Annotated in this window: 26 protein-coding genes and 3 pseudogenes; 13 read left to right on the forward strand and 16 right to left on the reverse strand. The window is 60.0% G+C overall.

What is annotated here, in order from left to right:
• Positions 1–321, forward strand: a pseudogene (locus tag ACTQ40_RS07225) (XRE family transcriptional regulator); the annotation flags it as partial.
• Positions 322–464: 143 nt separating this feature from the next.
• Here the strand turns inward: ACTQ40_RS07225 and ACTQ40_RS07230 are convergent.
• Complete coding sequence (locus ACTQ40_RS07230; protein WP_441563696.1) at positions 465–1,538, reverse strand: helix-turn-helix transcriptional regulator; 1,074 nt, start codon at positions 1,536–1,538, stop codon at positions 465–467.
• A gap of 350 nt (positions 1,539–1,888) precedes the next feature.
• On the opposite strand from ACTQ40_RS07230, the pseudogene ACTQ40_RS07235 reads away from it, so the two are divergent.
• Positions 1,889–2,047: pseudogene (locus tag ACTQ40_RS07235) on the forward strand (helix-turn-helix domain-containing protein); the annotation flags it as partial.
• Between the two features lie 28 nt (positions 2,048–2,075).
• Positions 2,076–2,165 (forward strand): annotated as a pseudogene (locus ACTQ40_RS07240) (helix-turn-helix transcriptional regulator); the annotation flags it as partial.
• A gap of 33 nt (positions 2,166–2,198) precedes the next feature.
• Here ACTQ40_RS07240 and ACTQ40_RS07245 read toward each other — a convergent pair.
• Entirely contained in the window at positions 2,199–2,465 is a 267-nt protein-coding gene (locus ACTQ40_RS07245; RefSeq protein WP_441563701.1) for a hypothetical protein, read from the reverse strand.
• Positions 2,466–2,555: 90 nt separating this feature from the next.
• Positions 2,556–3,869, reverse strand: a complete 1,314-nt coding sequence (locus tag ACTQ40_RS07250; protein WP_441068120.1) for an L-cysteine desulfidase family protein — start codon at positions 3,867–3,869, stop codon at positions 2,556–2,558.
• Between ACTQ40_RS07250 and ACTQ40_RS07255 the strand changes: the two genes are divergently transcribed.
• Together ACTQ40_RS07255 and rpiB are read left to right on the forward strand one after the other, a co-directional pair.
• Entirely contained in the window at positions 3,853–4,140 is a 288-nt protein-coding gene (locus ACTQ40_RS07255; protein WP_441563697.1) for a hypothetical protein, read from the forward strand. The genes ACTQ40_RS07250 and ACTQ40_RS07255 overlap by 17 nt on opposite strands.
• A complete protein-coding gene (rpiB, locus tag ACTQ40_RS07260) occupies positions 4,137–4,604 on the forward strand; it encodes a ribose 5-phosphate isomerase B (RefSeq protein WP_055251633.1) in 468 nt (155 codons plus the stop codon). Before ACTQ40_RS07255 ends, rpiB begins: the two co-directional genes overlap by 4 nt.
• A 177-nt stretch (positions 4,605–4,781) precedes the next feature.
• Here rpiB and ndk read toward each other — a convergent pair whose 3' ends face one another.
• The 4 genes from ndk to ACTQ40_RS07280 all read right to left on the reverse strand — a co-directional run bounded on the left by ndk (position 4,782) and on the right by ACTQ40_RS07280 (position 8,752).
• Positions 4,782–5,186, reverse strand: a complete 405-nt coding sequence (gene ndk, locus ACTQ40_RS07265; protein ID WP_432317366.1) for a nucleoside-diphosphate kinase — start codon at positions 5,184–5,186, stop codon at positions 4,782–4,784.
• A 385-nt stretch (positions 5,187–5,571) separates the two neighbouring features.
• Positions 5,572–7,002, reverse strand: a complete 1,431-nt coding sequence (gene argH / locus ACTQ40_RS07270; protein ID WP_441044739.1) for an argininosuccinate lyase — start codon at positions 7,000–7,002, stop codon at positions 5,572–5,574.
• A 118-nt stretch (positions 7,003–7,120) separates the two neighbouring features.
• Positions 7,121–7,291, reverse strand: a complete 171-nt coding sequence (locus ACTQ40_RS07275) for a hypothetical protein (protein ID WP_441044740.1) — start codon at positions 7,289–7,291, stop codon at positions 7,121–7,123.
• 234 nt (positions 7,292–7,525) lie between these two features.
• The gene (locus ACTQ40_RS07280) at positions 7,526–8,752 is read right to left on the reverse strand and encodes an argininosuccinate synthase (protein WP_441044741.1); all 1,227 of its coding nucleotides are present in this window, start codon (positions 8,750–8,752) and stop codon (positions 7,526–7,528) included.
• A gap of 554 nt (positions 8,753–9,306) precedes the next feature.
• Between ACTQ40_RS07280 and ACTQ40_RS07285 the strand changes: the two genes are divergently transcribed.
• Complete coding sequence (locus ACTQ40_RS07285) at positions 9,307–10,134, forward strand: Cof-type HAD-IIB family hydrolase (protein ID WP_441044742.1); 828 nt, start codon at positions 9,307–9,309, stop codon at positions 10,132–10,134.
• A 272-nt stretch (positions 10,135–10,406) separates the two neighbouring features.
• On the opposite strand, the gene polA is transcribed toward ACTQ40_RS07285, so the two are convergent.
• Positions 10,407–13,157, reverse strand: coding sequence for a DNA polymerase I (gene polA / locus ACTQ40_RS07290; RefSeq protein WP_441044743.1), 2,751 nt, complete (start codon positions 13,155–13,157; stop codon positions 10,407–10,409).
• Positions 13,158–13,323: 166 nt separating this feature from the next.
• Here polA and ACTQ40_RS07295 point away from each other — a divergent pair, with 166 nt between their 5' ends.
• Complete coding sequence (locus ACTQ40_RS07295) at positions 13,324–14,721, forward strand: aminopeptidase (protein WP_427794724.1); 1,398 nt, start codon at positions 13,324–13,326, stop codon at positions 14,719–14,721.
• Positions 14,722–14,824: 103 nt separating this feature from the next.
• Entirely contained in the window at positions 14,825–15,634 is an 810-nt protein-coding gene (locus ACTQ40_RS07300; RefSeq protein WP_427727597.1) for a YaaA family protein, read from the forward strand.
• A gap of 40 nt (positions 15,635–15,674) precedes the next feature.
• Here ACTQ40_RS07300 and ACTQ40_RS07305 read toward each other — a convergent pair whose 3' ends face one another.
• Positions 15,675–16,190, reverse strand: a complete 516-nt coding sequence (locus ACTQ40_RS07305; RefSeq protein WP_441044744.1) for a hypothetical protein — start codon at positions 16,188–16,190, stop codon at positions 15,675–15,677.
• A 171-nt stretch (positions 16,191–16,361) separates the two neighbouring features.
• On the opposite strand from ACTQ40_RS07305, the gene thiC reads away from it, so the two are divergent.
• A complete protein-coding gene (gene thiC / locus ACTQ40_RS07310; RefSeq protein WP_099431544.1) occupies positions 16,362–17,696 on the forward strand; it encodes a phosphomethylpyrimidine synthase ThiC in 1,335 nt (444 codons plus the stop codon).
• A 180-nt stretch (positions 17,697–17,876) separates the two neighbouring features.
• A complete protein-coding gene (gene thiD, locus ACTQ40_RS07315; protein WP_441041697.1) occupies positions 17,877–18,707 on the forward strand; it encodes a bifunctional hydroxymethylpyrimidine kinase/phosphomethylpyrimidine kinase in 831 nt (276 codons plus the stop codon).
• 73 nt (positions 18,708–18,780) lie between these two features.
• On the opposite strand, the gene ACTQ40_RS07320 is transcribed toward thiD, so the two are convergent.
• The 4 genes from ACTQ40_RS07320 to ACTQ40_RS07335 all read right to left on the reverse strand — a co-directional run bounded on the left by ACTQ40_RS07320 (position 18,781) and on the right by ACTQ40_RS07335 (position 21,885).
• A complete protein-coding gene (locus tag ACTQ40_RS07320; RefSeq protein ID WP_427747774.1) occupies positions 18,781–19,440 on the reverse strand; it encodes an SGNH/GDSL hydrolase family protein in 660 nt (219 codons plus the stop codon).
• A gap of 78 nt (positions 19,441–19,518) precedes the next feature.
• Positions 19,519–20,634, reverse strand: coding sequence for a TIGR02452 family protein (locus ACTQ40_RS07325; protein WP_441044745.1), 1,116 nt, complete (start codon positions 20,632–20,634; stop codon positions 19,519–19,521).
• Between the two features lie 136 nt (positions 20,635–20,770).
• The gene (locus ACTQ40_RS07330) at positions 20,771–21,466 is read right to left on the reverse strand and encodes a Bax inhibitor-1 family protein (RefSeq protein WP_154515280.1); all 696 of its coding nucleotides are present in this window, start codon (positions 21,464–21,466) and stop codon (positions 20,771–20,773) included.
• 80 nt (positions 21,467–21,546) lie between these two features.
• Entirely contained in the window at positions 21,547–21,885 is a 339-nt protein-coding gene (locus ACTQ40_RS07335) for a hypothetical protein (protein ID WP_154515278.1), read from the reverse strand.
• A 249-nt stretch (positions 21,886–22,134) separates the two neighbouring features.
• Between ACTQ40_RS07335 and ACTQ40_RS07340 the strand changes: the two genes are divergently transcribed.
• From ACTQ40_RS07340 to ACTQ40_RS07350, 3 genes are all read left to right on the forward strand, one after another.
• Positions 22,135–23,184 carry an anion permease gene (locus ACTQ40_RS07340; RefSeq protein ID WP_441016702.1) on the forward strand — a complete coding sequence of 350 codons (1,050 nt, stop codon included), beginning with the start codon at positions 22,135–22,137 and terminating at the stop codon, positions 23,182–23,184.
• A 66-nt stretch (positions 23,185–23,250) separates the two neighbouring features.
• On the forward strand, positions 23,251–23,874 hold the full coding sequence (locus ACTQ40_RS07345; RefSeq protein ID WP_441044747.1) for a DUF47 domain-containing protein: 624 nt from the start codon (positions 23,251–23,253) through the stop codon (positions 23,872–23,874).
• A gap of 295 nt (positions 23,875–24,169) precedes the next feature.
• Positions 24,170–24,691, forward strand: a complete 522-nt coding sequence (locus ACTQ40_RS07350) for a nitroreductase family protein (protein WP_441563699.1) — start codon at positions 24,170–24,172, stop codon at positions 24,689–24,691.
• A 165-nt stretch (positions 24,692–24,856) separates the two neighbouring features.
• On the opposite strand, the gene ACTQ40_RS07355 is transcribed toward ACTQ40_RS07350, so the two are convergent.
• The 3 genes from ACTQ40_RS07355 to sepF form a co-directional block, all read right to left on the reverse strand.
• A complete protein-coding gene (locus ACTQ40_RS07355) occupies positions 24,857–25,525 on the reverse strand; it encodes a DivIVA domain-containing protein (RefSeq protein ID WP_154515270.1) in 669 nt (222 codons plus the stop codon).
• A 62-nt stretch (positions 25,526–25,587) separates the two neighbouring features.
• On the reverse strand, positions 25,588–25,875 hold the full coding sequence (locus ACTQ40_RS07360) for a YggT family protein (RefSeq protein ID WP_427727642.1): 288 nt from the start codon (positions 25,873–25,875) through the stop codon (positions 25,588–25,590).
• A gap of 15 nt (positions 25,876–25,890) precedes the next feature.
• Entirely contained in the window at positions 25,891–26,619 is a 729-nt protein-coding gene (gene sepF / locus ACTQ40_RS07365; RefSeq protein WP_154515266.1) for a cell division protein SepF, read from the reverse strand.
• Positions 26,620–26,674: the final 55 nt, after the last annotated feature.

Here is a 26,674-nt window from a genome sequence, read left to right on the forward strand (position 1 = left end):
CTGATACTGTCGCCGGCGTTTAACTGGATGGAGGGCACCTGGGGCGCCGGCGTCGCCGCGGCTGCGGCGTTCCTGCCGGCGATAGCGGCGCTTGTTGTCGCGACCGTCCTCGAGCGCATCAAGCGCGAGAACGACCTGGTGACATACCGCGAGATCCTCGCCTTCATGAACGGCGAGGCGAACATCGAGCGCGATCCGCGGGTACTCCCCCGCCGCGCGTGGCCGACGAAGCATCGACTGGCGTACGACTTGCTGACCTTCTTCGCCGCGGCCGCCATCGGCGGAGCACTCGGCTTTGCCGTGTGGGGGCTGCTGAACTAGAGGCAGCATCTGCCGAAGTCCGCATCACGCGCGTCAAGAATCGGCGCTTTTGGGCGCCAGCGTTGCGCTCGTGATGCGGACTCGAAGGTGCCCGCAGCCGAAGACTTCAAATTGACGGCAAGCACTAGTGAAATTCCAGCTACTCAACGGTCCCTTCCGAAGGCCTTCATGAGAATGCTGACGATGCCGCAGAGAATGCCTCCAATTGGCCAAGGCAGCCAAAAGTAGCCGACGATGGAATCGGCCGCCTGACGCCCACTACCGATGGCGTCCCATGTGGTCCCAGCGAACGAAGGACCCAAAAACAGCCAACTCAGCGCAACGATGGTGGAAACGAGCATGATGACACCGCAAGCAGCCTCGATCTTCTTGTGCGTGCGCTTTGCGGAGCGCAGCTCGTTGCGCACCGCTTCGGGAACATCGATGCGGGCGATGTCCTCAACCTCGAGTTCCTCGACCGCATCGCGGTTGTACTCATCGATATCCACGCGACCGTACATCATGCCCGCATGGACAATCAGCCATACGCCCACCGCGACCAGGGCGAGCAACGCAGCGCCCGCAGGAGCCTCCGCGCCAGACTCATACTCGATGAAGTTGCCCAGCAGAACCCCCATCATGATGAGCATGAGCCCGGTAACCAACCCGCGTACCAGCACCTGGCGCGCCTGAAGACGATCATCGTCAGTATAAAAATCCTCGATAAAGGGATGCGCCTTCACAAAAGCAGAGTGCTCCATGCCAGCAGAAACCAAGATGCCAATGCCCACAAGCACGCCGGAGAACAGGGCGGCCAGCCCCAGAAGCTCGCCCCAACTTGCAGCCATACTGCTATTGAACAGGCCGCGCAGAGCCGTCCCTTCCTCAAAAAGCACGAGCCCCACAACGCCCAGGATAAACGCGGCGACACCCGTGGGAACTCGCTTGGCAAACGAGCGCATGTGGTCGTCATAGCCACACACATCCGTCGCGGGACCGGGCGGCACGGTAGCGACGGCGGGTGCCGGAGCGCGATCGGTAAGGTCACCCTGCACCAGGTCATCGAGCGAGCACTCGAAAATCTGGCACATTTTGATGAGCTTATCCATCTCCGGGTAGGACTTCTCGGCCTCCCACTTGGTGACGGACTGGCGGGACACCCCAAGCAGCATGGCGAGCTGCTCCTGGGTCATATGGCGCTCGGCGCGCAGATACTGAAGGTTGGTACGGAAGCTCATAGTAGGTCCTCTCGTTGGCTGGGAGCGACCGCTCGGGCGTCATGATCTTGGCTCACGACGACGGCGCGGGCGCGGCATCCCAGCGTTCGGTGCTTTCCTGCCGGCGACTTACACACTACGGTAGCCACATGGCGGAAACCACCAACTTGAGGCTTCATTTTACGCAACCTGCAGGCACCCTATGGTTGCAAACCGCAGGTAGATTAAATGGACGTCATATTATTAGGAGCTTGCATCCCCTGTGAACTCAAACAATCCCCGCCGATGTTACGACCCGTTGCTTGCGGCAACGGGCCATCTGCGGACAGCATTGCGGTAACGTAGGAACCGGGCGAGAGAAAGGATCCGCCATGCTGAACGAGAACATCCAGGCCCTCAGGAAATCGAAAGGGCTATCGCAGGAGGAGCTCGCGCTCAAGTTGAACGTGGTGAGGCAGACGGTTTCCAAATGGGAACGCGGGCTCTCGGTGCCCAACGCGGAGATGCTCGTCGCCCTCGGTGAGACGCTCGACGTGCCGGTGAGTAAAGACGAGGCGCGAGGCGATGGGGCTCTCCCAAGAACAGCTCGCCGAGAAACTCTACGTGTCGCGTCAGACGATCAGCAACTGGGAGCGGGACAAGACGTATCCGGACGTCCAGAGCCTGCTCATGCTGAGCATCCTATTCGACACCTCCATAGACACGCTCGTGAAGGGAGACGTGACCGTTATGGAAGAGGCAGTCGAAAGAGATCGCAAGCGCATGGGAACGCGGATGCTGCGGCTGGCGGTGGCGTTCGCACTGATACTGTCGCCGGCGTTTAACTGGATGGAGGGCACCTGGGGCGCCGGCGTCGCCGCGGCTGCGGCGTTCCTGCCGGCGATAGCGGCGCTTGTTGTCGCGACCGTCCTCGAGCGCATCAAGCGCGAGAACGACCTGGTGACCCACCGCGAGATCCTCGCTGTCCGCAATGCAGACAGGTGCTTTACAGCCACAAGCGCGATAGTTTCAACAACAAGATGCAGTGCCCCAGAGCCCCTAGCAGTCGACGATGGTCTTGCCGATCATGATGTTGAGGATCTCGACGTCGGTATCCTTCATGCCAACGCGGCCCACATAGCCCATGCTGGCGATCGTCTCTTCCACCGTATCCTGAATCAGGCCCTCGCCGGCACGGAAGCCGCGGCCCTGCATGGCCATATCGTGGCCCAGAATCGCCGCATCAACGGCAGCGGAAATCTTAGCGGCGCAGCTTGCCTTGGCGCCATCGCACACGATGCCGCCCACGTTACCGAGCGTATTGGAGACCGTCGCGCCGATCTGCTCGCGCGTGCCACCGCACAACCAGGTAATCGCCGCGCCGGCACCGCACGCAGCGCAAATAGCACCGCAAAACGCCGAGAGCGCACCAATATAGCTCTTGATATGCACGGCAATAAGATCAGACAGCATCACGGCGCGCACCAGGCGCTCGTGGTCGCAGCGCAGGTAGTCGGCATATTCCATAACGGGCAACGCACAGGTAATACCCTGGTTGCCCGAGCCGCACACAATGGCGACCGGTAGCGCACAGCCGTTCATACGGGCGTCAGACCCGGCGGCCGCACGCGCACGCGCACGGCAGGCGACATCGTCGGCGCGAGCGCCCAGCAGCGTACGGCCCACCTCGGCGCCCCAAGCGTTCGCCAAGCCCTCGGCGCTAATAGCGCCGTTCAGCTCAATCTGACGCTCAACGGCAGCGCGGGCGCCCTCGATGTCGCCGTCCTCGATAAAGTCAATGATAGACTCAATCGACATGGGCGTATCGGCGGCACGCTCGGCCACGACGCGCTCGGCGCAGGCGGCACACTCCCCCGCCGACTTGCCACACACCGGAATGCCATCGAGTGTATGGCACGTAACATTGGTGTGATGGTCGGTGATCTCGACGACCGCAGTATGACCTCCGGCCGTGGCAGTCACCATAATGTAGAGGTTGGGCACACCCTCGACAAGCGACACATCGCAGTAGTCGGCATCGGAGAGCAGCTCGGTCACGCGAGCACGGTCTGCATCGCCAACACTCTCGAGCACCTCGAGCGCGCTCTTGGCGTCACCGCCCACGGCACCCAGCACGGCCGCGGCCTCAATACCGTGCATACCGCCCGAGTTGGGCACGGTCACGCTCTTTACGTTCTTGATGATGTTGCCTGAGCAGGCAACATCCATATGTTCGGGTTCGCAACCGAGCGTCTGGCTCGCCAGCGCCGCCGCATAGGCAACGGCAATGGGCTCGGTGCAGCCGAGCGCACAGACAAGCTCGCGGTTCAAAACATCACAAAACGCGGCATCACGGATGGAATCGGTAGGCATAGGTATCTCCTACATGTATAACGGGTTGCTCTCGCAAGTATCAACTTCTCCATTTGATAACAAGGCACCAAAAACCGCAAGTCGAGTTCCGGCAGACGGCCGCCAGAAGCAAATTGGCGGCATTTTTCGTGATGGGCTGATGTTCGTGTCCGCTAAAGCGTTTGACCAAAAAACGCCCGAGTGTTTAGGCAAAAGACGCGCTATCATGCAGTCGAACGCGGTAAAACCTTTAGCAATTCCGCCGCACGGACCAGAGAGGAACCACTCATGAAGATCGGTATCGGCAACGACCACGCCGCCGTCGAGCTCAAGAACATCATTTCCGAGCACCTGAAGGAGCGCGGCTGCGAGGTCGTGAACTTTGGCACCGACACCTCCGAGAGCTTTGATTACCCCATCGCCGGCTACAAGGTGGGCAAAGCCGTAGCCAACGGCGACGTCGATCTGGGCATCCTGATCTGCGGCACCGGTGTCGGGATTAGCTTGGCCGCCAACAAGGTCGAGGGCGTTCGTGCCGTCGTGTGCTCCGAGCCCTTCAGCGCCAAGCTCTCGCGCATGCACAACAACACCAACGTGCTCGCCTTTGGCGCCCGCGTCGTGGGCTCCGAGCTCGCCAAGATGATCGTCGACGAGTGGCTCGACGCCGAGTTTGAGGGCGGCCGTCACGAGCGTCGCGTCAATCTCCTCAACGAGATCGACCAGACCCGCGGCCTCAAGGTCGTCGACGAAGCTTAAAGACCTACAACGCCATACGCCAACGAAAACCCCCGTCCGGAACGCAAATCCGGGCGGGGGCTCTTTATTAGATTTTTGGGATATACCTAGAAATCTACTGGAATAAAAAGGGCGCCACGGATGGAATTCCGCGGCGCCAAAGCCACACGCTAACAGCTTTGAGGAGTCAAAGCTGGTTTAGCCAAAGAAGCGCTTGATCTCGATCTCGGCGTTCTCCAGGCAGTCGGAGCCGTGGATCACGTTGGCGTTGACATCGACAGCGAAGTCGCCGCGAATGGTGCCGGGGGCAGCGTCAAGCGGGTTGGTAGCGCCCATAAGGGTGCGCATCTTGGAGACAGCGGAGGGACCGGAAACGACCATCTTGACGACCGGACCGCTCGTCATAAAGTCGCAGAGACCGCCAAAGAAGGGCTTGTCCGCCAGATGGGCGTAGTGCTCCTCGACGGTAGCACGCTCGAGCGTGGTCATCTCCATGCGCTCGATGACAAGGCCGCTACGCTCAATGCGAGCGACGATCTCGCCGATCTTGCGATCGCGCACAGCGTCGGGCTTAATCATAATGAAGGTCTTCTCGATAGCCATAAGGTAGCCTTTCAAGTAGGTTCGCGCGTGCCCAAGTCCCATTCCGGCACCCGCCTGGACTGCATCGTAACAGAGTTTTAGCTGCAGTTAAACAAAAAACTGTTTATTGAAACACTACAATTTATTAAAACGTTCCATATGTGTCACTTCTGTTTCGAAGCCCGATTAGAGTACCATCCGACCGCGCATCAACCGCACCGAACCGAGTGGACGGTCGGTTGCCGCCCGTGAACGTAGCCCCTTCACAACCTGCCCAAAGGTCCTACAGAAGTTATCGACAAGCCCCTTTCCCATTGCAACAAAATACGGGCGTCCGCTGCAGCAGACGCCCGTAAAAGCAAAAACGATTTATCAATAAATGGCCAAAGCCGCTTCAACTAAACCCTTACTTTGCCCCGTGGCCCATCTCGACGACCTTGGTCAGCGATCCAAGCACACCTTCGTCGGCAACGAGTTGTGCCTGGGCACGCTGCAGCTGCACGGCAACGGCGGCAGGGGCGGTACCGCCCTCGGTCGTGCGTGCAGCGACAATCGACGGAATGTCGAGCGCCTCGGTAATGTCGTGCTCAAAGAGCGGGCTTGCCTCTTGGAACACCTCAAACGGCAGGTCCTCAAGATTGCAGCCGCGCTTCTCGCACATCAGGACCAAATGGCCCACCACGGCGTGGGCCTCGCGGAACGGCAGGCCACGCTTGGCCAGGTAATCGGCAACATCGGTGGCGGCAAGGTGCCCCACGCCGCACTCGCGCGCCATGGCATCCTCGTTGACGGTCCAGGTCGAAATCATACCGGCCATAACGGACAGGCACTGCATGAGCGTATGGGCGGTATCGAGCGCGCCCTCCTTGTCCTCCTGCAAGTCCTTGTTATAAGCGAGCGGCAGGCCCTTCATGGTCACGAGCAGCTGCACCAGGTTGCCATAGACTCGGCCGCTCTTGCCGCGGATAAGCTCGGCAAAATCGGGGTTCTTCTTCTGCGGCATGATGGACGAGCCAGTGGAATACGAGTCGGAAAGCGTGATAAAGCCAAACTCGGAGCTCGACCACAGCACGATCTCCTCGGAAAGACGCGAAAGGTGCATCGCCATGACGGAGCCGGCGTAATGCAGATCGAGGAGGAAATCACGGTCGGAAACCGCATCGAGCGAGTTGGGAATCACGCCCGCAAAGCCAAGTTCGGCGGCCGTCATCTGACGATCGAGCGGATAGCTCGTACCGGCAAGCGCGGCAGCGCCCAGCGGGCAGTTGTCGGCAGCATCAAAGGCGGCCTTCAGGCGTGTAAAGTCGCGCGCGAACATCCAAGAATACGCCAGCAGATGATGCGACAGCAGCACGGGCTGAGCATGCTGCATGTGCGTGTAACCCGGCAGAATCACCTTGTTGTACTGTTTGGCCGCATCCACCAGCACGTGGCGCAGCTCAAGATTGGCCTCCATGAGCTCCTTGGCCAGCGCCTTGACGCCCAGGCGCGTATCGGTCGCCACCTGGTCGTTGCGCGAACGCCCGGTATGCAGGCGCTTGCCCGCCTCGCCGATGCGACGGGTCAGCTCGCTCTCGATGGACATATGAATGTCCTCGTCGTTGATATCGAAGGTGAAGTTGCCGGCATCGATATCCTGTTCGATTGCGGTCAGACCCTCGGCAATCGCCTGCTCGTCCTTTGCACTGATAATGCCCTGGGCCGCCAGCATCTTGGCATGTGCCTTAGAGCCAGCGATATCCTGCTTATAGAGATGTTTGTCGACCGGCAGCGACGCGCCAAACTCCTGCGTGACCTCGGCCACGCCTGTCTCAAAACGACCGCCCCAAAGAGCCATGGAACCGTCCCCTTTCTCCAAATACCAAAACAAGCGCCCAAAGCAAAGCGCCATGTCGCTAAAGCGATTTATCAACCGCTAGTTTTGCACATTCCCCGCCGTGCGCGAGGCCATGTGGCTAATTTGCAAAGAAGTGACGCACCAGGCACTTGGCGCCCATCGACTCCCGCCAGCCGTTGCTCGCCGAGCCGTCAATCCATGCCTTCAGGCTCATAGGGACATCCTCGCCCTTTGCAGCATCGAACTCGGGCGCGAGGGCAAGTAAAGCATGCGCGATAGCATTGAACATAATGGATACTCCTCAGATATATATAGGCGCAGAGCCGCCAAATTGATAGAAGGAGCCCCGCCGGACAACCCCGGCGGGGCTCGGACTCAGCCGCAGGCGCGGCATCATATATGCGGGCGGAATGTAGGGGCCACCGATGTTAAGAAGTGTCAGCAAGCATAACGAAAGGTAGGGACCCCATGCGCCCGTTATGTATCACGCGGATGGGCCGCGCGGATACCAAGGGAGAAAGGCTTAAGCCTGGGCGGCAGCAGAGCTGGGACCCTGGACCTTGGCCCACGTCTTGAGCGACAGCGTGTCGATCTCGATAAAGCCGGCGCTGGCCTTCTCGTCAAACGTAGTGTCGCGGTCGTAGGTGGCCAGACCGTAGTCATAGAGGCTGAAGGGGCTCTTGCGGCCGACAACATGGCAGCTGCCCTTAAAGAACTTCAGGCGGACGGTACCGGTCACGAACTTCTGGGTATCGGCCATAAAGGCGTCGAGTGCGTTTTTGAGCGGGCTGTACCACTGGCCGTTGTACACGGCGGTGGCCCAATCCTGCTCGAGCTTAATCTTGGTCTTGAGCAGGTCGCCCTCGACGCAAATATCCTCGAGTGCCTTGTGGGCGGTGATAAGCGTCAGGGCGCCGGGAACCTCATAGCACTCGCGGCTCTTGAGGCCCACCAGACGATCCTCGACCAGGTCCAGGCGACCAAAGCCGTTATCGCCCGAAATCTTGTTGAGGGCGATGACGATCTCGGAGAGCTTCATCTTCTTGCCGTCGACGGCGACGGGCTTGCCGGCCTCAAACTCAATCTCGGTGTAGGTCGGGGTGTCGGGCGTGTCCTCGGGATTCTTGGTCATAACCCAGGCGTCGTCGAGCGGCTCGTTCCAGGGATCCTCCAGGTGGCCACACTCAATGGCACGACCCCACAGGTTGTCGTCGATGGAATAGGGGTTGTCGTTAGCGCCCTCGGGAACCGGCACGTTGTGGGCGTGAGCATAGGCGACCTCGTCGGGACGGCACTTCAGATCCCACTCACGCACCGGGGCGATAACCTTAAGCTCAGGGTCGAGGGCCTTGACGGCAGCCTCAAAACGAACCTGGTCGTTACCCTTGCCGGTGCAGCCGTGGGCGACGTAGGTCGCGCCAAACTCGTGGGCGACCTCGACAAGCTTCTTGGCGAGCAGCGGGCGAGACAGAGCGGAAAGCAGCGGGTACTTGTTCTCGTACATGGAATTTGCGGCGATGGCCTTGGTCAGGAACTCATCGGAGAACTCATCGCGCAGGTCGAGCACCTGGCAATCAAGAACGCCCAGGTCGAGCGCTTTCTGTTTCTTGGCATCCAGGCCGGTCTCCTCCTGGCCCACGTTGCCGCAGACGCAAACGACATCGAGATTCTTCTCGTCCTGGAGCCACTTGACACATACGGATGTATCAAGTCCACCGGAATATGCGAGAACGACTTTTTCCTTGCTCATGGCTGTTTCCTTTCGCCCTTGGTAGCTAGTTAGAACATCGGTCAGTTGCAAGTCATTTCAAGGTCACGTACCGTGCAATATCAGGTTAAATAGCAAAAATCAGCACATACATGCCCTAGAAACATGCAGCAATGTCGTGCTAAAACCCAACGACCTTAAAATGACTCTGTTGAGGCAATTCGCCCCATGCGGACAGAGACGATTGTTATCGTCGTCGGGAAATTGCGCGCTGGCGTCGGATGGCATTGTCTGCAGTGGTGATGATCTTTACGAACTGCATCTGCCTCTCCTTTCACACATCGCCGGGCGCAATTCTAATATCGCAAACGGTACCTTTTCCTCGGTAAGCGGCTCTTTTGCCGTCTCCGTTTTCGATGGTCGCTATATTACGCTAAAGTGCCCGCTGCACAAGCGACAAATTCAAATATCTGAAAAGTTTTTTCATTAGTTTGTGAAATGCAGTGCAAATACGCTCCGTTCCTGCGAAAATACGCCTGGTTACGAGTTGTTGGTTATAACGTCTGAAACAATTTCGAAACGAAAGGCTCGCTTTTATGCAAACTTACGAATCGGACGCCAATATCGAAAACATTAAGCTCATCGCCGTCGACATGGACAAGACGCTGCTGACCGACGAGCGCGTGCTGCCGCAAGGCCTTGACGAACGCCTGGACAAGCTCGCCGAAGCCGGCATCGTATTCTGCCCCGCCAGCGGACGTCCCGCCCCCAAGCTCGAGGAGATGTTCGAGGGCATCAAGAACCGCATCGCTTTTTGCCCCGATAACGGCGCGTGCGTGATATATCGCGGCAACTATATCTATAAGAGCAATATCGATGTGGCGCTGTATCAACAGGTGCTCGCTCGTGCCTCGGAGGATTCTCGCGCCGTTCCCGTCCTGTGCTGCTTCGACGAGTTCTACGTGCTTGCCCGCGACCATCAATACCACGACGAGATCAGCGTCTACTACAACACAATCAACTACGTCGACAGCTTTGAGGGCATTGATTTCGAGTCCAACAAGATTTCGATCTTCTTCCCCGCCTACGACGCTGAGCCTGCGTTCCGCGAGACCTATAACCCCACGTTCTCGGATCAGCTCTACGTCACCAATGCGGGCCGCGAGTGGATCGACTTTATGAACCTGGGCGTCGACAAGGGCGCCGGCGTCGCGCACCTGTGCGAGCACTTGGGCATCGATATCGCCGATGCCGCCGCCGTGGGCGACACCTACAACGATATCCCTATGCTCGAGCGCGTCGGGCATAGCTTTATCGTGGACAATGCCGAGGAGCATATGAACGCGCATGCTAAATGGCGCATTCCGAGCAACAACGACGGGGGCGTACTGACGCTCATCGACGCCATCTTGGCGGCTCGGTAATCTATCTCGTCGCCATGCCCGGGGCCGGCCGTTTGATTTTTGCTCGGTCAGGTCCTGGGCTCGCTCGAAGGCCACATTAAGTGGCCTTCGGCTCGTGCGGAATCTACAAAAATCAAACGGCCGGCCCCGGGCATGGCTATGTTGACTTGCTTGCCGCCTAGATGGCGTCTTGGGTGTCTAGATACTTGGCTGATTTTTTGGAATGAAGGGGGCTCCTTGTTGGCAAGGAGCCTCCTTCTGCCTTTAGTTACTTTGGAACTGTGGTTACTTTCCTATTTCGCGTCGGCCCAGGTTATGCCGGTGCTGGCTTCGGCGATGAGGGGTACGCGGAGGTCTACTACGTGCTCCATGACGTCGCGGACCATGGCGGTCAGGCGCTCGACTTCGTCGACGGGGCACTCAAAGTCCAGTTCGTCGTGCACCTGCAAGATCATGTGGGCGGCAAAGCCCTCTTCTTCCAGGCGGCGGCTTACGCGGGCCATGGCGATCTTGATGATGTCGGCGGCGGTGCCCTGCATGGGGTGATTCATGGCCGTACGCTCACCAAAGCCACGGAGTTGCGGGTTTTTGGCCTTGAGCTCCGGAATATGGCGACGACGGCCATACATGGTCTCGGCATAGCCCGTCTGCTTGGCGCGCGCCACCACGTTGTCGAGGAACGTGCGCACGCCCGGGTAGGCCTCGTAGTAGCGATCGATCATGTCGCGCGCCTCGGCCATCGAGATATGTAGCGACTGCGACAGACCGTACGCCTGCTGACCATACACAATGCCAAAGTTCACGGCCTTGGCGCGACTGCGCAGGTCGGGCGTTACCTCGGACACGGAAACGCCAAACACGCGCGCGGCCGTCTCGGCATGGAAGTCCTCGCCCTCGTTAAAGGCGCGCACCAGGTGCTCGTCACCCGAGAGATGCGCCAGCAGACGCAACTCGATCTGCGAGTAGTCCACCGCCAAAAAGACGCTGCCCTCGCCTGCCGAAAACGCCGTCTTAACGGTACGGCCCAGCTCAGAGCGCGTCGGGATGTTCTGCAGGTTCGGGTCGCTCGAGGACAGGCGACCCGTTGCCGTGATGGTCTGGTTGTACGTGGTGTGCACGCGACCGTCACCACGGCGCAGCGGACCTAGCGTGTCCAGATAGGTCGACTTAATCTTGGACTTCTCACGCCAGTCCAAAATCAGGCGCACGATTTCGTGGTCACGGGCAAGGTCGCTCAGCACCTTGGCGTTGGTCGAATAGTACCCGCGCTTGGTCTTTTTGAGGCCCTTGGTCGGAAGCCCCATAACGTCAAAGAGCACGTGCGAGAGCTGCATGGGACTGCCGATGTTAAACGTCTCATCACCTGCCAGGTCGCGAATGCTGCGCTCGACCTCGGTGATCTGGGTCGCCAGGCCCTCGGACAGGCTGTGCAGCCGGTCGGGATCTACGAGCATGCCCGCGCGCTCCATCTTGGCAAGCACCGGCACGAGCGGCATCTCAATGCCATCGAACACGTTGGCGGCGTTCTCGCGGGCCATGCGGTCGCGAAGCGGCGCCACGAGTGCCAGCGTCAACGCCGCGGTACGGGCAGCAGGAGCAGGAGCGTCCTCGCCAGCACCATCCGCACCGCGCGCCGCAGGCAGCGCCATCTGCAGATAGGTATCGGCCAGATATGCCTCGTCAAACTCGGAGCGGTCGGAATCCAACAGGTACGCGGCAACCACGGTATCAAAGATGCGCACGGAATCGACTGCCAGCGGGTCCATGAGCTCGGGCTCAGAAGAATCGATGGGCGAAAGCTCATGCAGCAACGCCTTCATGTCCGGGCTCGCCACGCGGCCCTCCATAAACAGGCGCGCGAGCACGCCAGCGATAACGCCGTGGGCAGAATTGAAGCCCTCGACAGCGGCAGGCGTGCCGTCATCGGCTTCCTCGAGCGCAAAGAGCCCCTTGGGCGTCGCCAGCCACAGCGTACGCGTCAGGCCAAAGAGCGCACCCTCCTCCTTGTCATCGTCCACCACGGCGGCGACCCACTCGCCCGCATCAATCGCGCGAGAGATCTCGGCCGCCACAGCAGCAAGTGCCTCAGCGTCGCCGGCGGCGGCACGCGAAACCGCGGGTATCTCGAACGCGCTGGCAGCGGGCACGACCCCGCCCTCGCCGCCAATCAGCGCCAGGAAGCGGTTCTGCATGGCCGTAATGCCAAGTGCGCCCAGCGCCGCGGACACCTCATCGGCAGAAAACGATGGGAAGGACGTCGCGTCAAAGTCGAGCTCGACAGGTGCATCGGTGCGGATGGTCGCAACCTTGCGGCTCAGCAGCGCATCGTCGATGTGTGCACGCAGGTTCTCGCCCATCTTGCCCTTGACCTCGTCAGCATGCGCAATGACCTCGTCCAAGCTGCCGTACTGCGCGATGAGCGCGCTCGCCTTTTTGGGGCCGATGCCCGGTACGCCGGGAATGTTGTCCGACGTATCGCCCTTCAGGCCGTAAAAATCGGGCACGAGCGCCGGCGTAATGCCGTGATACAGGTCGTCCACGCTCTCGGGCGTCATGATCGCCACGTCGGACAGGCCCTTGCGAGTCGAGACCACGTTGACGTGCTCGGTCACAAGCTGATACATGTCACGGTCGCCGGTCACCAGCAGCATGTCGCAGCCGGCCTCCTCACCCAGGCGTGCCATGGTTCCCAGGATATCGTCGCCTTCCCAGCCCTCGGACTGCAGAATTGGCACGTTGAGCGCCGTGAGCAGCTCCTTAATCATGGGAAACTGCGCATGCAGACCGGGGTCCATGGGCGGGCGCTGCGCCTTGTACTGCGGCAGCATCTCCATGCGCACGCGCGGCTTGCCCTTGTCAAACGCCACGACCACACCGTCGGGACTAAAGGCATCGATCATCTTAAGAAACATGTTCAGAAAGCCAAAGATCGCGTTGGTGGGACGACCATCCGGTGCGTTCATGGTCGGCGGCACGGCGTGGAAGGCGCGGTGCATGAGCGAGTTGCCGTCGATAACGGCAAAGGTGCGGCGCTTGTCAGACATATTGAATACCTCGCTTTGGACTGGGCACGGCTTGCTCACTCCAGTTTACACGCTCCCCGCCCCGCGGCCACCGCACATCAAGCTCCCCCGCCACCGCGCGTTCCCGAGTGATACGATGGCTCACGGTACAACAACCAGCACGATCGATCCGAAAGGAGCCTGCGTCATGGAGCGTCCCTGCGCATGGAAAAAGTACACGCCACAGCAAATCGAGGAGCTCGAGGAGCTTTGCCGCGGCTATAAGCAGTTTTTGAGCGAGAACAAGACCGAGCGCCTGTGCGTCAAGACCGGCATCAAGATGGCCGAGGAGGCGGGATACGTCGACCTGGAGACCGTGATCGCCGAAGGCCGCGAGCTCAAGGCAGGCGACAAGGTGTACGCCGCCAACCACGGCAAGGATCTTATGCTCGTCAACCTGGGCACCGCCCCGCTCGAGCAGGGCTTTAACATCCTGGGCGCCCACGTGGACTCGCCGCGCCTGGACCTCAAGCAAAATCCCGCCTTCGAGGCCGGCGACATGGCCTACCTCGACACGCACTACTACGGTGGCGTCAAGAGCTACCACTGGGTGGCCTCCCCGCTCGCACTCGTGGGCGTCATCTGCAAAAAGGACGGCACCACCGTCGACATCAACATCGGCGACAAGGCCGACGATCCGGTCTTTACCATCTCCGACCTGCTGATCCACCTCTCGAGCGAGCAGATGTCCAAGCCCGCCAAGGACGCCGTCGACGCCGAGATCCTCGACGTGATCGTGGGCGGCCGACCCGTAAAATTTGACGAGGACGACAAGGACGCCCCCACCGAGCCCGTCAAGCAGATGTTCCTGGATATCCTCAAGGAGCAGTACGACGTCGAGGAGGAGGACTTCCTCTCCGCCGAAATCGAGGTCGTGCCCGCCGGCCCCGCCCGCGACATGGGCCTCGACCGCTCCATGATTTTGGGCTATGGCCACGACGACCGCGTCTGCGCCTACCCCTCCATGCTCGCCCAGATCAATGTGGCCAACGTGGAGCGCACGAGCATCACGCTCATCGTCGACAAGGAGGAGATTGGCTCCGTGGGAGCCACCGGCATGACAAGCCGCTTCTTCGAGAACACCGTCGCCGAGATCATGACGCTCGCCGGCGAGGGCAGCCCGCTGGCCCTGCGCCGCGCACTCGCCCGCAGCCGCATGCTCTCCTCTGACGTATCCGCCGGCTTCGACCCAGGCTACGCCGGCAAGTTCGAGACCAAGAATGCAGCCTTTATGGGTCGCGGCCTGTGCTTTAACAAGTACACGGGCAGCCGCGGCAAGGGCGGCTCCAACGACGCCGACGCCGAGTATATGGCCCTCATCCGCGACATTATGGACGAGGCCGGCGTGGACTTCCAGACCTGCGAGCTCGGTCGCGTCAACGCGGGCGGCGGCGGCACCATCGCCTACATCATGGCCAAGTACGGCATGAACGTCATCGACTCCGGCGTTGCCGTCCTGTCCATGCACGCCCTGTGGGAGGTCGCCAACAAGGCCGATATCTACGAGGCCTATCGCGGCTACAAGGCCTTCATCGAGCGCGCCTAATCAACCCTTCATCAGTTGCGGTGAGATACGGACTAAACTGGCCCATAAACGGCCAAAACAGACCGTATTACACCGCAACTTCCTTTTTGACAGAGGAGAGTCCATGCTGCAGGTCATCATTTCGCCCGCCAAGCAGATGCGCGCGGCCCAAGATGCTTTTGAAGTCCTGGGCATTCCACCTTTTGTGCGCGAGACGGCTCGCCTCCACCGCGCACTGCTAGATATCGAGCGGAATGAAGGCAGCGGCAGCCTGCAGGCGCTGTGGAACGTGAGTGACAAACTGCTGGGGCCCTGCCTCAACACCCTGCATGAGTTCGAGCCCATCTTGCAAAACGGCGATCTCGACAATCCCGCACTCGCCCGTCACCTCTCCCCTGCCGTCATGTCCTATCACGGCATTCAATACCAAAGCATGGCGCCCGAGGTGATGGATTCCGCACAGCTCGCATGGCTGCAAGACCATCTGTGGATCCTCTCGGGCCTTTACGGATGCGTACGCCCCTTTCATGCCGTTGAACCGTATCGGCTGGAGATGGGCGCGAAGCTTGCCGTCGACGATGCCCGAGACCTCTACGCGTTTTGGGGCGACAAGCTCGCACGGGTCATCGCTCCGGCAGGCTCCAACGCCACGATCGTCAACCTCGCCAGCGCGGAATACGCCAAAGCCGTTCTGACCCGCCTCACCACCGACACCACGGTCGTCACATGTCTCTTTGGTGAAGGCATCCGCAACGGCAAGCCCATCCAACGCTCGACCGCCAGCAAAAAAGCGCGCGGCTCCATGGTGCGCTGGATGGCAGAAAACAAGTTCGAGGATGTAAGCGGGCTCACCGCGTTCGACGTTGGTTATCGTTACTTTCCCGAGCTTTCAAATAAAAACACTTTGGTCTTCCTGAACGAACAGGCCTTGTAGGACTACCACTACTTTTGAATGTGCTGCCTAGGCACGGCGTCTATTCCGCCAGGCCGTCGGCTTTTGCAATCTCGGTCGTCGAGCCATCTTGGTAGGTAACCTTAACGTGCTCCACCTCGGACGCCTCAACACCCGACGGAGGCTCCAGGCGCCATTCCGTCAGGGCTATATCCATGGTCGTGGGTACATCCCCCTGATTTTTGAGCTCGACCGACAGCGTCCTAAGCGACGCATCGAAGGTCACACGCTCGATCTCTTCACCAGGAATGGAACCACCGCTCAGCTGCAGTTGCACAAACTTGTCGCGCGGATACCAATAGTCGCCCGGCGCGGCAACAGTATTGCCACCCGCGACCTTCGCCGTCATAATCGGCAGGCTATCGTCCGCCTCAAACGTCCAGGAAACTCCCCCACGCCCGCCAAACGTCCAGATACAACAGGCAATCACCATCACGACAAGAATCGCGAAACCAATTGCGACCAGCCCATGATGGGCGCGGCTCTCCTCGGCCGACACATCCCACTGCGTCTCTCGATACAGATGCTTGTCTTCCATGTTCGCCTCCCCGCGGGCATGCTCGTCGCGTCAATCGTACCCATTCGAGCTATACTTGAGCCCGCCACATAAACGGGGAGCTTGCAGGACAAGACGGCAGGCTGAGACTGGGCGCGCCCGCCCTGACCCGCAAACCTGATATGGGTAATGCCAACGAAGGGAGCCGTGCCAATGAGCACACAGACCGAGCCCAAGCTCGTCACGCAAATCGATTTCGCCCGCGCCGGGCAAATCACACCGCAGATGAAGGAGGTTGCCGAGCGCGAGCATCGCGACCCCGAGTACATCCGCGAGCGCGTGGCCGACGGCCGCATCGCCATTCCCGCCAACATCGTGCATATCAAAAAGGGCATGCGCGCCTTTGGTGTCGGCGAGGGCTTGTCTACCAAGGTCAACGTCAACCTGGGCATCTCGGGCGACAAGGCCGATGCCGCCGAGGAATGGAAGAAGGTCAAGATCGCCGAGGACTTTGGCGCCGACGCCATCATGGACCTCTCCAACTCGGGCAAGACGCGCCAATTCCGCCAGCAGCTCATCGACGAGACGCCGCTCATGGTAGGCACCGTCCCCATGTACGACGCCATCGGCTACATGGAAAAGCCGCTTGTCAAGCTTACCAAGGACGACCTGTTCGAGGTCGTGCGCGCGCACGCCGAGGACGGCGTGGACTTTATGACCATCCACTGCGGCATCAATAAGTCGGTCACCAAAACCTTTAAGGAGACCGGCCGTCTCATGAACATCGTCAGCCGCGGCGGCTCACTGCTGTTTGGCTGGATGGAGGTCACCGGCAACGAGAACCCCTTCTACGAGTACTTTGACGAGCTGCTCGAGATCTGCCACGAGTACGACGTGACGATTTCGCTCGGCGACTCCTGCCGCCCGGGCTGCCTCTACGACTCCAACGACGCCACCGAGACCGCCGAGATGATCGAGCTGGGCAAGCTGTGCAAGCGCGCTTGGGCCGCCGGCGTCCAGGTCATGGTCGAGGGCCCGGGGCACATGGCGCTCGACGAGATCGCCGCCAACATGAAACTGCAGAAGCGCCTGTGCCACAACGCCCCGTTCTACGTGCTCGGGCCGCTGGTGACCGATATCGGCGTGGGCTACGACCACATCACCGCAGCCATCGGTGGCGCCATCTCCGCCAGTTCCGGCGCCGACTTCCTGTGCTACGTGACGCCCGCCGAACACCTGTGCCTGCCCAACGCCCAGGACGTGCTCGACGGCCTCATGGCCACCAAGATTGCCGCACACGCCGCCGACATCGCCAAAAAGGTGCCCCACGCCCGCGACATGGACGACAAGATGGGCCAGGCACGCCGCAAGCTCGACTGGGACGCCATGTGGAAGTGCGCGCTCGACCCGGTCACCGGCAAGAAGCGCTACGAGGAATCCCCTGCTGCCACCGAGGGCACCTGCACCATGTGCGGCAAGATGTGCGCCGTCCGCACCGTCAACAAGGTGTTCGAGGGCACGACGATCGACCTCGGCATGGAGGACTAGCCTTATCGCCGCGATCGCCTATAGGCTTGCCGCAGCACCTGCCAATTGTTAACTTGTGAACATTTTCTTACATTTACGTAAAGATTGCACACCCGCCCGGGATCGGCATACAGCCGGCCCGGGCAACTTTATAATGTGGGCAGGAGACCCATTTGAATCCGACCGAACAAGGGAGCGAACATGGATCGCAGTAAGGTACCAGCCGTTCTATCCATCGCAGGATCCGATTCCAGCGGCGGTGCCGGCATTCAGGCCGACATCAAGACCATCACGGCGCACCGCCTGTATGCCGAGACGGTCATCACGGCCATCACCGCACAGAACACCCTAGGCGTCACCGCCGTGCAGAACATCTCCCCGGAAATTGTCGCGGCGCAGATCGATGCCGTTTTTGACGATATCCGCCCCAGTGCCGTCAAGATCGGCATGGTTTCTTCTGCCGAGATTATCGAAGTCATAGCCGACCGCCTGAGCGCCTGGGACGCACAAAATATCGTCGTCGACCCCGTCATGGTCGCCACTTCGGGCGCTCGCCTCATCGCCGAGGACGCCGCCGAAGCGCTTACACGCCGCCTGTTCCCGCTGGCGACCGTCATCACGCCCAATATTCCCGAGGCCATGGCGCTGCTCGACTACGAGGTCGATTCCGAGCGCACACAGCAAAACGCTGCTATGCTCCTCACCCGCCGCTTTGGCTGCGCGTCCCTCGTTAAGGGCGGGCATTTTGTCAACGAGGCCAACGATGTGCTAGCAGAGCCCGCGCCGCTCGATGACGAGGGCAACCACCTGGGCGATCCGCTCACCACGTGGTTCCGTCACAAACGCATCGAGACCGACAACACGCATGGTACCGGCTGCACGCTCTCGTCCGCCATCGCCTGCGCGCTGGCCCAGGGCATGGATCTTGCCGATGCCGTCAACGCCGGCAAGGCCTACCTAACAGGAGCTCTCGCCGCCGGCCTGAACATGGGCAAGGGCTCCGGCCCCGTCAACCACATGTGGCAGTACTAAAAAGCCAGCAGCCAAAACCACCGCACAAACCACCACAAAGGCGCCCGTCCCTTTGTGGTGGTTTGGGGCTGCGCTACTCACCGAGCATCTCTTGGAGCTTGGCTGCCACGGCGTGGCCCAGGCTCTCGTGGCTTTCGGGCATCATGTGCAGATAATCGATATCGCCCGGCTCGGCAAAATCGGCGGCATTCAAAAAGTCGCAGCCAAACTGCTCAGCGACATACGCATAGTATTCGGCAAAATGCTCCGAGGCCTCGACGGAGCGCTCGTCAAAGTCGGTCATGTACACATCGGCGATCTGCGGTTTAATCTTGATAGGCGCCATCAGCAGAATGCGCGGGCAGGGCGCAGCGTCGGTCCACGGAAACGCGCGGACGGCGCGAATCAGCGCCATGGCGCCACGGGCGATATCGGAAGCTGTCACGTTAAAGACCGTCTTGCAGTCGTTGGTGCCCAGCATGATCACAATGGCGTCCAGCGGCTTATGGGCCTCGAGCAGCATCGGCAACGCGCGGATGCCGTTGAGATTGGTGTCCAGATGGCACATATCGTCGCGCACCGTCGTGCGGCCGTTTAGACCTTCCTCAATCACATGCCAGCCCTCGCCCAGGTCGCGCTGGGCCACGCCGCACCAGCGCACATCGTGCGCATAGCGCACCGCGGTGCCATCGCGCATGCCCGCCGGATCGTAGCCATAGGTATTGCTGTCACCAAAGCACAGGACGTTTTTCATCGCAAGCCCCTCCTTCAGCAAGAAGCCGACGGGAGCAGCCCCTCCCGCCGGCTCGACCTATCTGTCAGCGCGCACCGATTACAGATACTTGCGCCAGTCGTCATCATCCTCGTCGTCCTCGGCAGCGGCATGAGCCTGCTCGGCGGCACGGGCGGCCGCGGCACGGGCGGCAACCTGGGCATAGGACTCCTCGTTGCGCTCGGGGAAGCTTGCCAGCACGTGCTCGAACTTGGCAAAATCCTCATCCCAGCGCGTAGAGGGCACGGCAAAGAAGACCTGCTTGACCTTAAAGTCGCCCGATGCGAGCTCCTTGCGGAAGAGCTCGGCCACGGCCTCGGCGTCAAAGCCGTTGTTGTCACAGCCCCAGGCGCCCAGCACGAGCTTCTCGCGACCAAGCTCGTCGCAGATGGCCAGCACAAAGCGGATACGATCGCGCAGGGCGTCCAGCAGGGCATCGTCACCCACGCGATACTCCTGGCGAGCGCGCTTGGCGTTGGGCGCAGCGGCAACGATCACGTCGGCGTACGCATGCACGTGGTTGCGGTCGAAGCGCACCGCAGGCACCACCAGCGCACGGTTGCGGTACAGCTCACAGTTGATGTTGCGGCGACGGTTCTCGCCGTACCATTTGCGCTGCTTATCGAGCACATTGTACAGATACGAATCGGCACAGAGCGTGGCCTCCTGACCCAGATAGCCCTGGATGTAGCCACCGCCCGGGTTGGTGAACGAGGCAAAGGCGAGCACGGCCATGTCGCAGAACTGCGCGTAGCCTCGGCCGTTATCCAGAATGGCCTGCGTGGCAGAGGCGTCGAGCACGGTGACCTCGGGCAGGACCGGAGCGGGCTCCTCGGCAGCAGGCGCGGGCTCGGTCTCCGTGGCTTCCTCTGCGGGCACAGGCTCGGCCACGACCTCGGTCTCGGCAGGCGCAACCTCGGTGGCCTCAGACTCATCGGCAACCTGCTCTTCGGCAGCAGCCACCTGGGCCTTAGCCTTCATCGCCGCGACAAATCCGGCAGGCATGCCCTCGAACTCGCGCACGCCGGCAAGCGAGCGCTCGATATCCTTTGCGCACGCTTCGGACACAGTCGCCACGTGACGCTCGGCGGCCTTGGCACGGGCCTCGCGCTTGGGATTGGGCTGTCCCGCGCGGTTGGGCCTACGGTTACGGTTCCTGTTGTCGACGTCTGCCATAAGTGGTCACCTTTCTCGGTCGCTGCCGCTATCGGCTTTTCCCATCCATGATACCCCGCCGCGTACAAAAAAGGCGGCCCCGAAGGACCGCCTTTCGCATCGATTTGCGCGCGGCAAGCACCGCTGCAATCTGGCACTAGTCGCGACGACCAAGGATGTTCAGGATGCGCAGGAACACGTTGATAATGTCCACGAACAGGTTGGACGCCATGAGCACGGCGTTGGGCAGCGTGGGCGGCACCGTCGTGGCCACATAGGTGTCGTAGCCAATAAAGCCGGCGAACACCACAATCACGATCAGGTCGGTGATGGTCTGCGAGACGCCCATGAACATCAGCACGATCTCGACCAGAATCGTGGCAAGCAGAATGCCAAAACCAATGCCATACACACGCTGGAAGAATTTGGGGAAGGTCACGCCCAGTGCGCCAAAGACAAAGGTGATGGCGGCAGTGGCGATAAAGGCGGTGTTGATGGTGGGCAGGTCGTAGTTGGCAAGGCCAAACGACGCGGTCAGACCAAAGGTGCTCGCAAAGATCGCGTAACCCGCGAGCGACAGGCCCACGGACTGCTTGCTGGCGGCGGCCGACATCATGACGATGCCGACAATGGTCAGGATAAACGAGCCAAAGACCAGCGGCAGGGCGGCGCCACTCATCATCATGCGCGCAAACGACATGGTGCCCGTAAAGTAGGCGCCAGCGCCCATAGCGCAAAAACCCAAAAAGATCAGGGCAGACATGGCAAGGTTGTACGCGCGCGGCGACATCTCCTTGGCACGGCTTGCGCCGGTCTCGATGGGGCCGTTCTGATAGCCCTGGATATCGTTCATAATTTCGTCCTTTCAAAAAGCGCCGCGACAGCGCCGTAGGTGACAAGATTCCTGCCATTGTACCCGAATGGCGCGCACTCTTACCCGCGGCGCTCACTCTCGAGTGTGCGGTCGAACGCCCACACCCACCACCGCATCAGATGAGCCTGCGAGCCATCCGGTCGCTCACGCGCCTGGTCTTCCAGATACAGCTCGGTCGTATGTCCGCCAAAACGAACCTTATAGGTTGCCGTACGAATGCCGTGAACCGTCAGGCCAAAACCGGTAGACGAGACAATCTCGTCAATCGTAAAGCAGCGACCGTCGACCCAGCAGACGGTAACCGGCACAACTTGTCCGCCCGCGAGGATGCGGGCCACGACGTCCACATACTGCTTGTGCACGCGCCGAGTTTTGCCATCTGTCTGTCGATATTCCATGCCCCTATTATCGAACGCATGTTTGCATATTGTAAAGCGAACAGACTGTGGTTTTGGGGTGTCGGAGCGAGCGCACGTGTCCTCACGGCGTGTTAGCAAAAAGAACACCCGCGGTCAACAGGGCTAATATTCAATTTTAGTGCCAAAAAATTCACTTCTCCCGTCAGAACTCGGTAAAGAAACCCGCAGGAGGTGATACGATTTATCATGTTTTTGTAACGTTTCTGCAAACTTCGAGAAAGCCCATATATGGACGTAACGTTCTCAGCCTTCCTCGGCCAACTTGTTTCGAACCCAGTCCTTGCCGTCACCGTGTTCCTCGCGCTCGGCGCCATCTTCGTCAACGGATGGACCGACGCGCCCAACGCCATCGCGACCTGTGTCACCACGCGTTGCATGCCCGCCCGCGCCGCCATTCTCATGAGTGCCGCGTTCAACTTTTTGGGCGTGCTCATCATGACGCACTTTAATGCCAGCGTTGCCAACACCATCTCCCATATCGTCGACTTTGGCGGAAACAGCACCATGGCGCTCGCGTGCCTCTGCGCGGCCCTGTTCTCCATCGTCGTCTACGGCGCCACGGCATCGCGTTTTGGCATCCCCACCTCGCAGAGCCACAGCCTCATCGCCGGCCTGACCGGCGCTGCCATCGCCCTCGGCGGCGCCAGCAGCGTCAATGTCCACGAGTGGATGAAGGTCATCTACGGCCTGGCGCTCTCCATCGGTCTGGGCTTTGTCATGGGCTGGATCCTGTGCAAGCTCGTCTCGATTCTTTTCGCTGCCGCCAACAGGCGACGTGCCAACGTCTTCTTTAAATATGCTCAGATCGCGAGCGCCGCGGCCATGAGCTTTATGCACGGCGCGCAGGATGGACAAAAGTTCATCGGCGTGCTCTTTTTAGGTGTCGCCTTTGCCAACGGACAGACCGGCGTCGGCGACGCCGGCATCCCCATCTGGATCATGCTGCTGTGCTCGGCCACCATGGGCATCGGCACCAGCGTGGGCGGTGAGCGTATCATCAAGTCCGTCGGCCAGAGCATGGTTAAGCTCGAGAAGTATCAGGGCTTCTCTGCCGACCTGGCAGGAGCCGCAAACCTGCTGCTTGCCACGCTCACCGGTATCCCCGTGTCCTCCACGCACATCAAGACCTGCGCCATCATGGGCGTCGGCGCCGTCAAGCGCCTCTCGGCCATCAACTTCGGCGTGGTCAAGGACATGATGTTCACGTGGTTCTTCACCTTCCCCGCCTGTGGACTCATCAGCTTTGTTATGGCCAGGCTGTTCATGATGTTCCTCTAGTCAAACCGAACGTCCATCCGGATCGCATTACCTCGCCCACCCGTCTTCGCCCCGAAAGGATCACTCATGGCAAAGAAACCCGATTCGTTCTACTTTGACAACTACGTCGCCTGCGCCGACTTCGCCGTTCAGGCAGCCGAGCTGCTCACCAAGATTTTTGAGAACTTTGACCCCGCGCAGATCCACGACATGCTCGAGAAGATGCATGCGATTGAGCATGCAGCAGACAAGAAGCACCATGAGCTCGAAGACGCCCTGCTCACGGCCTTTATCACCCCGCTTGAGCGCGAGGACCTTAACCTAATGAGCTGCTCGCTCGATACCGTGCTCGACCGTATTGAGGGTGTCGTGCAGCGCCTCTACTTCACCAACATCCAGAGCATCCACCCCGATGCCATCGTGATCGCCCACAAGGTGACCGACGCCTGCCGCGCCATGAAGGACCTGATGGTCGAGTTGCCCAACTACCGCAAGTCCAAAACGCTGCGCGCGCTCGTCATCCAGATCAACACCATCGAGTCCGAGGCCGACGAACTCTACATCAACGCCATGCGTAACCTGCACGTCAACGGCAAGGACCCGCTCGAGGTCATCGCCTGGCGTGACGTGTACGCCTTCTTGGAGTACTGCGCCGACTGCTGCGAGAATGTGGCCGATGTCGTGGATTCGATTGTCATGAAGAACAGTTAATTGGGGGTACGCGTCCCACCGGTCGCGGGCCCGACCACTGATAACCTTTTTTCACTCCGGCTGCAAGCAGAGTCGTTCAAAAGGTTATCAGTGGTCGGGCCCGCTCCCTTGTGTACCACCATTGGAACTTTGGCTGATAGTTTTAGCGCAATGGGGGTTTGGCTGAAGGGACCTTTGGTACCCGCTCGGACACTTTGGCCCTTGGTGAGCGTTTGACTGATTGCTGCTTTGGGTACTCTTTAGGTTACTTTGGGTTTGTTTGATTTTTAATTGTTGGAGGGCTTGTATGTCGTATATGGATCTGGCTCGGTCTCGGTATTCTTGTCGTTTGTTTGAGGATCGTTCTGTTGAGCAGGCTGTGGTGGATACCATTGTTGAGGCTGGGCGCATTGCTCCTTCTGCTTGCAATAATCATCCAACCCGCGTGATGGTGTTGGATACACCTGAGCTTCTGGAAAAGGCAGCTGCTTGTCAGCCTCGGTTTGCTCGTGATGGGTCCATCTTTGGCGCTCCGCTCATCTTCCTCGTTTGCAGCGTTACCAACGATGCTTGGGTGCGTCCCTATGACCAGATGAACTCCAGCGCTATCGACACCTCGATTGTTTGCGATCAGATGATGATGGAGGCCGAGGAACAGGGCCTGGGAACGTGCTGGGTATGCCATTTTAAGCCCGAGCTAGCCCGCGAGCAGTTCAACCTGCCCGAGGGCGTTTATCCCTACCACATGCTCGTCTGCGGCTATCCCGCCGACCATATCGCCGACCCCGAGCATCGCGAGGCCCGCACCATTCCCCTATCCAATTTCCTCCTCAAGTAGTTTTTGGCCCATGCCCTAAAACCTACCTTTTACCGCTCAAACGTTCGCCGAGTTCTGCCCTATCGCACGCAGAGCTCGGCGTTTTGTTTCCCAACCCGTATACAGATACAAAAAAGGAGCTCGCAAGCGCGAGCTCCTTTTAAGAGCTAGATTGTAGTTTTGGCGCTAGTCCAGGTCGTCCGCGGCAAAGTTGTCAATCGGGGCGAAGGGATCGGCCACGGGGACAACCGGATCAGCGACAGGCAGCGGCTCGGCGGCAGGCATGGTCACGGCAGGAGAAGCCGCGGAACCAACCGGCGTAGAAGCCAGCAGATCGGCCGGGAAGGAATTCTGAGCATCGTCCATAAAGTGCTGAATGAGCTTGAGATACTCGGCCTTGAACTCCTCGCGGGAAGCCTTCAGACGGTCAATCTCCTCGAGCTCGGCCTGCTTCTCGGTCAGGGCCTGACGGATGACCTCGCGGGCCTTGGCGTCGGCCTCGTTGCGGATGCGGTCAGCATTCTCGTTAGCGTCGTTGACAATCGCCTCGGCGGTCTGCTGAGCCGCAATGAGAGCGGCGGAAATCTGACGCTCCTGAGCGGAGAAATCGGGAGCGGGAGTGGCGACAGGGGCAGCCTGAGCGGCAGAATCCTGGGCCTGCGCAAGCTGAGCCTGCGTATCGGCAAGCTGCTGCTCGGTGGCGGTCAGGCGACCCTTAAGATCAACGATCTTGGCAAGCATAGCGTCGACCTCGGAGGACAGGGTCTCCAGGAAGACGTCGACCTCGGCGGGATCGTAGCCGCGCTTGGCCTCAGAGAAGGTCTGAGCCTGGATGTCAGCAGGGGTAATAGCCATAACAAGTTCTCCTTTATCATCGCCTTGGCGCTAAGCGCCCGACATAGGTTACTGAGCCAGTCCTATACGAGTATACCTATAAGTAGCTGCAGAATGAGCTTCTGCACCAACTGCAACGCAATAATCGCAACGACCGGTGAAAAATCGATACCGCCCATCGGCGGCATAAACCGGCGAAACAGGTTGAGCCAAGGGCCGCAAACGCTGTCGAGCACCGCCGCGATATCCTGTAGCAAACCACCCTGCTTCATGGGAATCCACGTCATAAAGCAGTAGACCACAATCAACGTGGAATAAAAATTAAACAGCGTGTTGACAAGCTGAACGATGGTGTAGATGTTGATGGGAATCTCCTCGCCTTGTCTTTACTTGAGATAGCCGTCGGCGCGAAGCTTCTTAAGATCCGAATCCTTGACCTCGCAGCCGGCGGGCAGCACCATAAACACGCGATCGCCCACTTCTTTGACCGAAGCGCCCAGGCCGCAGGCAAAGCCATAGCTAAAGTCCAGGACGCGTTTGGCGACCTCGGTGCGAACGCCCACAAAGATCAGCGCGACAGGCTGCTTGGTACGCACGCGGCGCACGACCGTCTCCACGTCGTCATAACTCTCCGGACGAAGAACGTAGGCCGGCAACTGAGGCGTGGCGTTGATGATATTGCTCGCATAGGCAGAGGCATCGCTCGGCGTTGAAGCAGGAGCGGGCACAGCGGCAGCGCGGACCCGAGCGTTCTCGGCGTAGCTTGACGGCGTGTCATAGGCGCCGGGACGATAACCGCCCGCAGCGGCATCCTGAGAGCGCGAAGGCGGATTGTACGTCGTAGCGTGACGGGAGTCGTCACCGATCAGTTGACCGGAACGCGTGTACACAGCAACCGACTCAGCCTCTCCGCGGCGTGTCTGCCCCAGCAGTCCATTGCTCGGTTCATCTTGCGTATAGAAGCCCTCGCCCGAAGCACCGCTGTAGCCGTTGTTCTGATAGCCGTCGTCATAGCCGTCATCGTAACCGTAGTCATCATCCTGGCCATAACCCTGGTCATAACCCTGCTGGCCGCCTAGGTGCATTTTATTTTTAATTTCGTCAAGGAAACCCATGGTTGTGTCCTCTCACGGTCTAATGCAGGCGCTCTGATAATCAGCGCGCACTTCA

Origin of the sequence: Collinsella sp. Sow4_D11 (assembly GCF_052116465.1) — a bacterium.
In the GTDB taxonomy this organism is placed as follows: Bacteria; Actinomycetota; Coriobacteriia; order Coriobacteriales; family Coriobacteriaceae; genus Collinsella.

Bases quoted from the DNA above. Each gene is read 5' to 3' on its own strand.
- sepF (WP_154515266.1), bottom strand. From the start codon at position 26,619: ATGGGTTTCCTTGACGAAATTAAAAATAAAATGCACCTAGGCGGCCAG.
- ACTQ40_RS07250 (WP_441068120.1), bottom strand. From the start codon at position 3,869: ATGCCTACCGATTCCATCCGTGATGCCGCGTTTTGTGATGTTTTGAAC.
- thiD (WP_441041697.1), top strand. From the start codon at position 17,877: ATGGATCGCAGTAAGGTACCAGCCGTTCTATCCATCGCAGGATCCGAT.
- ACTQ40_RS07275 (WP_441044740.1), bottom strand. From the start codon at position 7,291: ATGTTCAATGCTATCGCGCATGCTTTACTTGCCCTCGCGCCCGAGTTC.
- ACTQ40_RS07340 (WP_441016702.1), top strand. From the start codon at position 22,135: ATGGACGTAACGTTCTCAGCCTTCCTCGGCCAACTTGTTTCGAACCCA.
- ACTQ40_RS07255 (WP_441563697.1), top strand. From the start codon at position 3,853: ATGGAATCGGTAGGCATAGGTATCTCCTACATGTATAACGGGTTGCTC.
- polA (WP_441044743.1), bottom strand. From the start codon at position 13,157: ATGTCTGACAAGCGCCGCACCTTTGCCGTTATCGACGGCAACTCGCTC.
- rpiB (WP_055251633.1), top strand. From the start codon at position 4,137: ATGAAGATCGGTATCGGCAACGACCACGCCGCCGTCGAGCTCAAGAAC.
- ACTQ40_RS07350 (WP_441563699.1), top strand. From the start codon at position 24,170: ATGGATCTGGCTCGGTCTCGGTATTCTTGTCGTTTGTTTGAGGATCGT.
- ACTQ40_RS07335 (WP_154515278.1), bottom strand. From the start codon at position 21,885: ATGGAATATCGACAGACAGATGGCAAAACTCGGCGCGTGCACAAGCAG.
- ACTQ40_RS07330 (WP_154515280.1), bottom strand. From the start codon at position 21,466: ATGAACGATATCCAGGGCTATCAGAACGGCCCCATCGAGACCGGCGCA.
- ACTQ40_RS07345 (WP_441044747.1), top strand. From the start codon at position 23,251: ATGGCAAAGAAACCCGATTCGTTCTACTTTGACAACTACGTCGCCTGC.
- ndk (WP_432317366.1), bottom strand. From the start codon at position 5,186: ATGGCTATCGAGAAGACCTTCATTATGATTAAGCCCGACGCTGTGCGC.
- ACTQ40_RS07320 (WP_427747774.1), bottom strand. From the start codon at position 19,440: ATGAAAAACGTCCTGTGCTTTGGTGACAGCAATACCTATGGCTACGAT.
- ACTQ40_RS07295 (WP_427794724.1), top strand. From the start codon at position 13,324: ATGGAGCGTCCCTGCGCATGGAAAAAGTACACGCCACAGCAAATCGAG.
- ACTQ40_RS07355 (WP_154515270.1), bottom strand. From the start codon at position 25,525: ATGGCTATTACCCCTGCTGACATCCAGGCTCAGACCTTCTCTGAGGCC.
- ACTQ40_RS07305 (WP_441044744.1), bottom strand. From the start codon at position 16,190: ATGGAAGACAAGCATCTGTATCGAGAGACGCAGTGGGATGTGTCGGCC.
- thiC (WP_099431544.1), top strand. From the start codon at position 16,362: ATGAGCACACAGACCGAGCCCAAGCTCGTCACGCAAATCGATTTCGCC.
- ACTQ40_RS07285 (WP_441044742.1), top strand. From the start codon at position 9,307: ATGCAAACTTACGAATCGGACGCCAATATCGAAAACATTAAGCTCATC.
- argH (WP_441044739.1), bottom strand. From the start codon at position 7,002: ATGGCTCTTTGGGGCGGTCGTTTTGAGACAGGCGTGGCCGAGGTCACG.
- ACTQ40_RS07230 (WP_441563696.1), bottom strand. From the start codon at position 1,538: ATGAGCTTCCGTACCAACCTTCAGTATCTGCGCGCCGAGCGCCATATG.
- ACTQ40_RS07325 (WP_441044745.1), bottom strand. From the start codon at position 20,634: ATGGCAGACGTCGACAACAGGAACCGTAACCGTAGGCCCAACCGCGCG.
- ACTQ40_RS07300 (WP_427727597.1), top strand. From the start codon at position 14,825: ATGCTGCAGGTCATCATTTCGCCCGCCAAGCAGATGCGCGCGGCCCAA.
- ACTQ40_RS07280 (WP_441044741.1), bottom strand. From the start codon at position 8,752: ATGAGCAAGGAAAAAGTCGTTCTCGCATATTCCGGTGGACTTGATACA.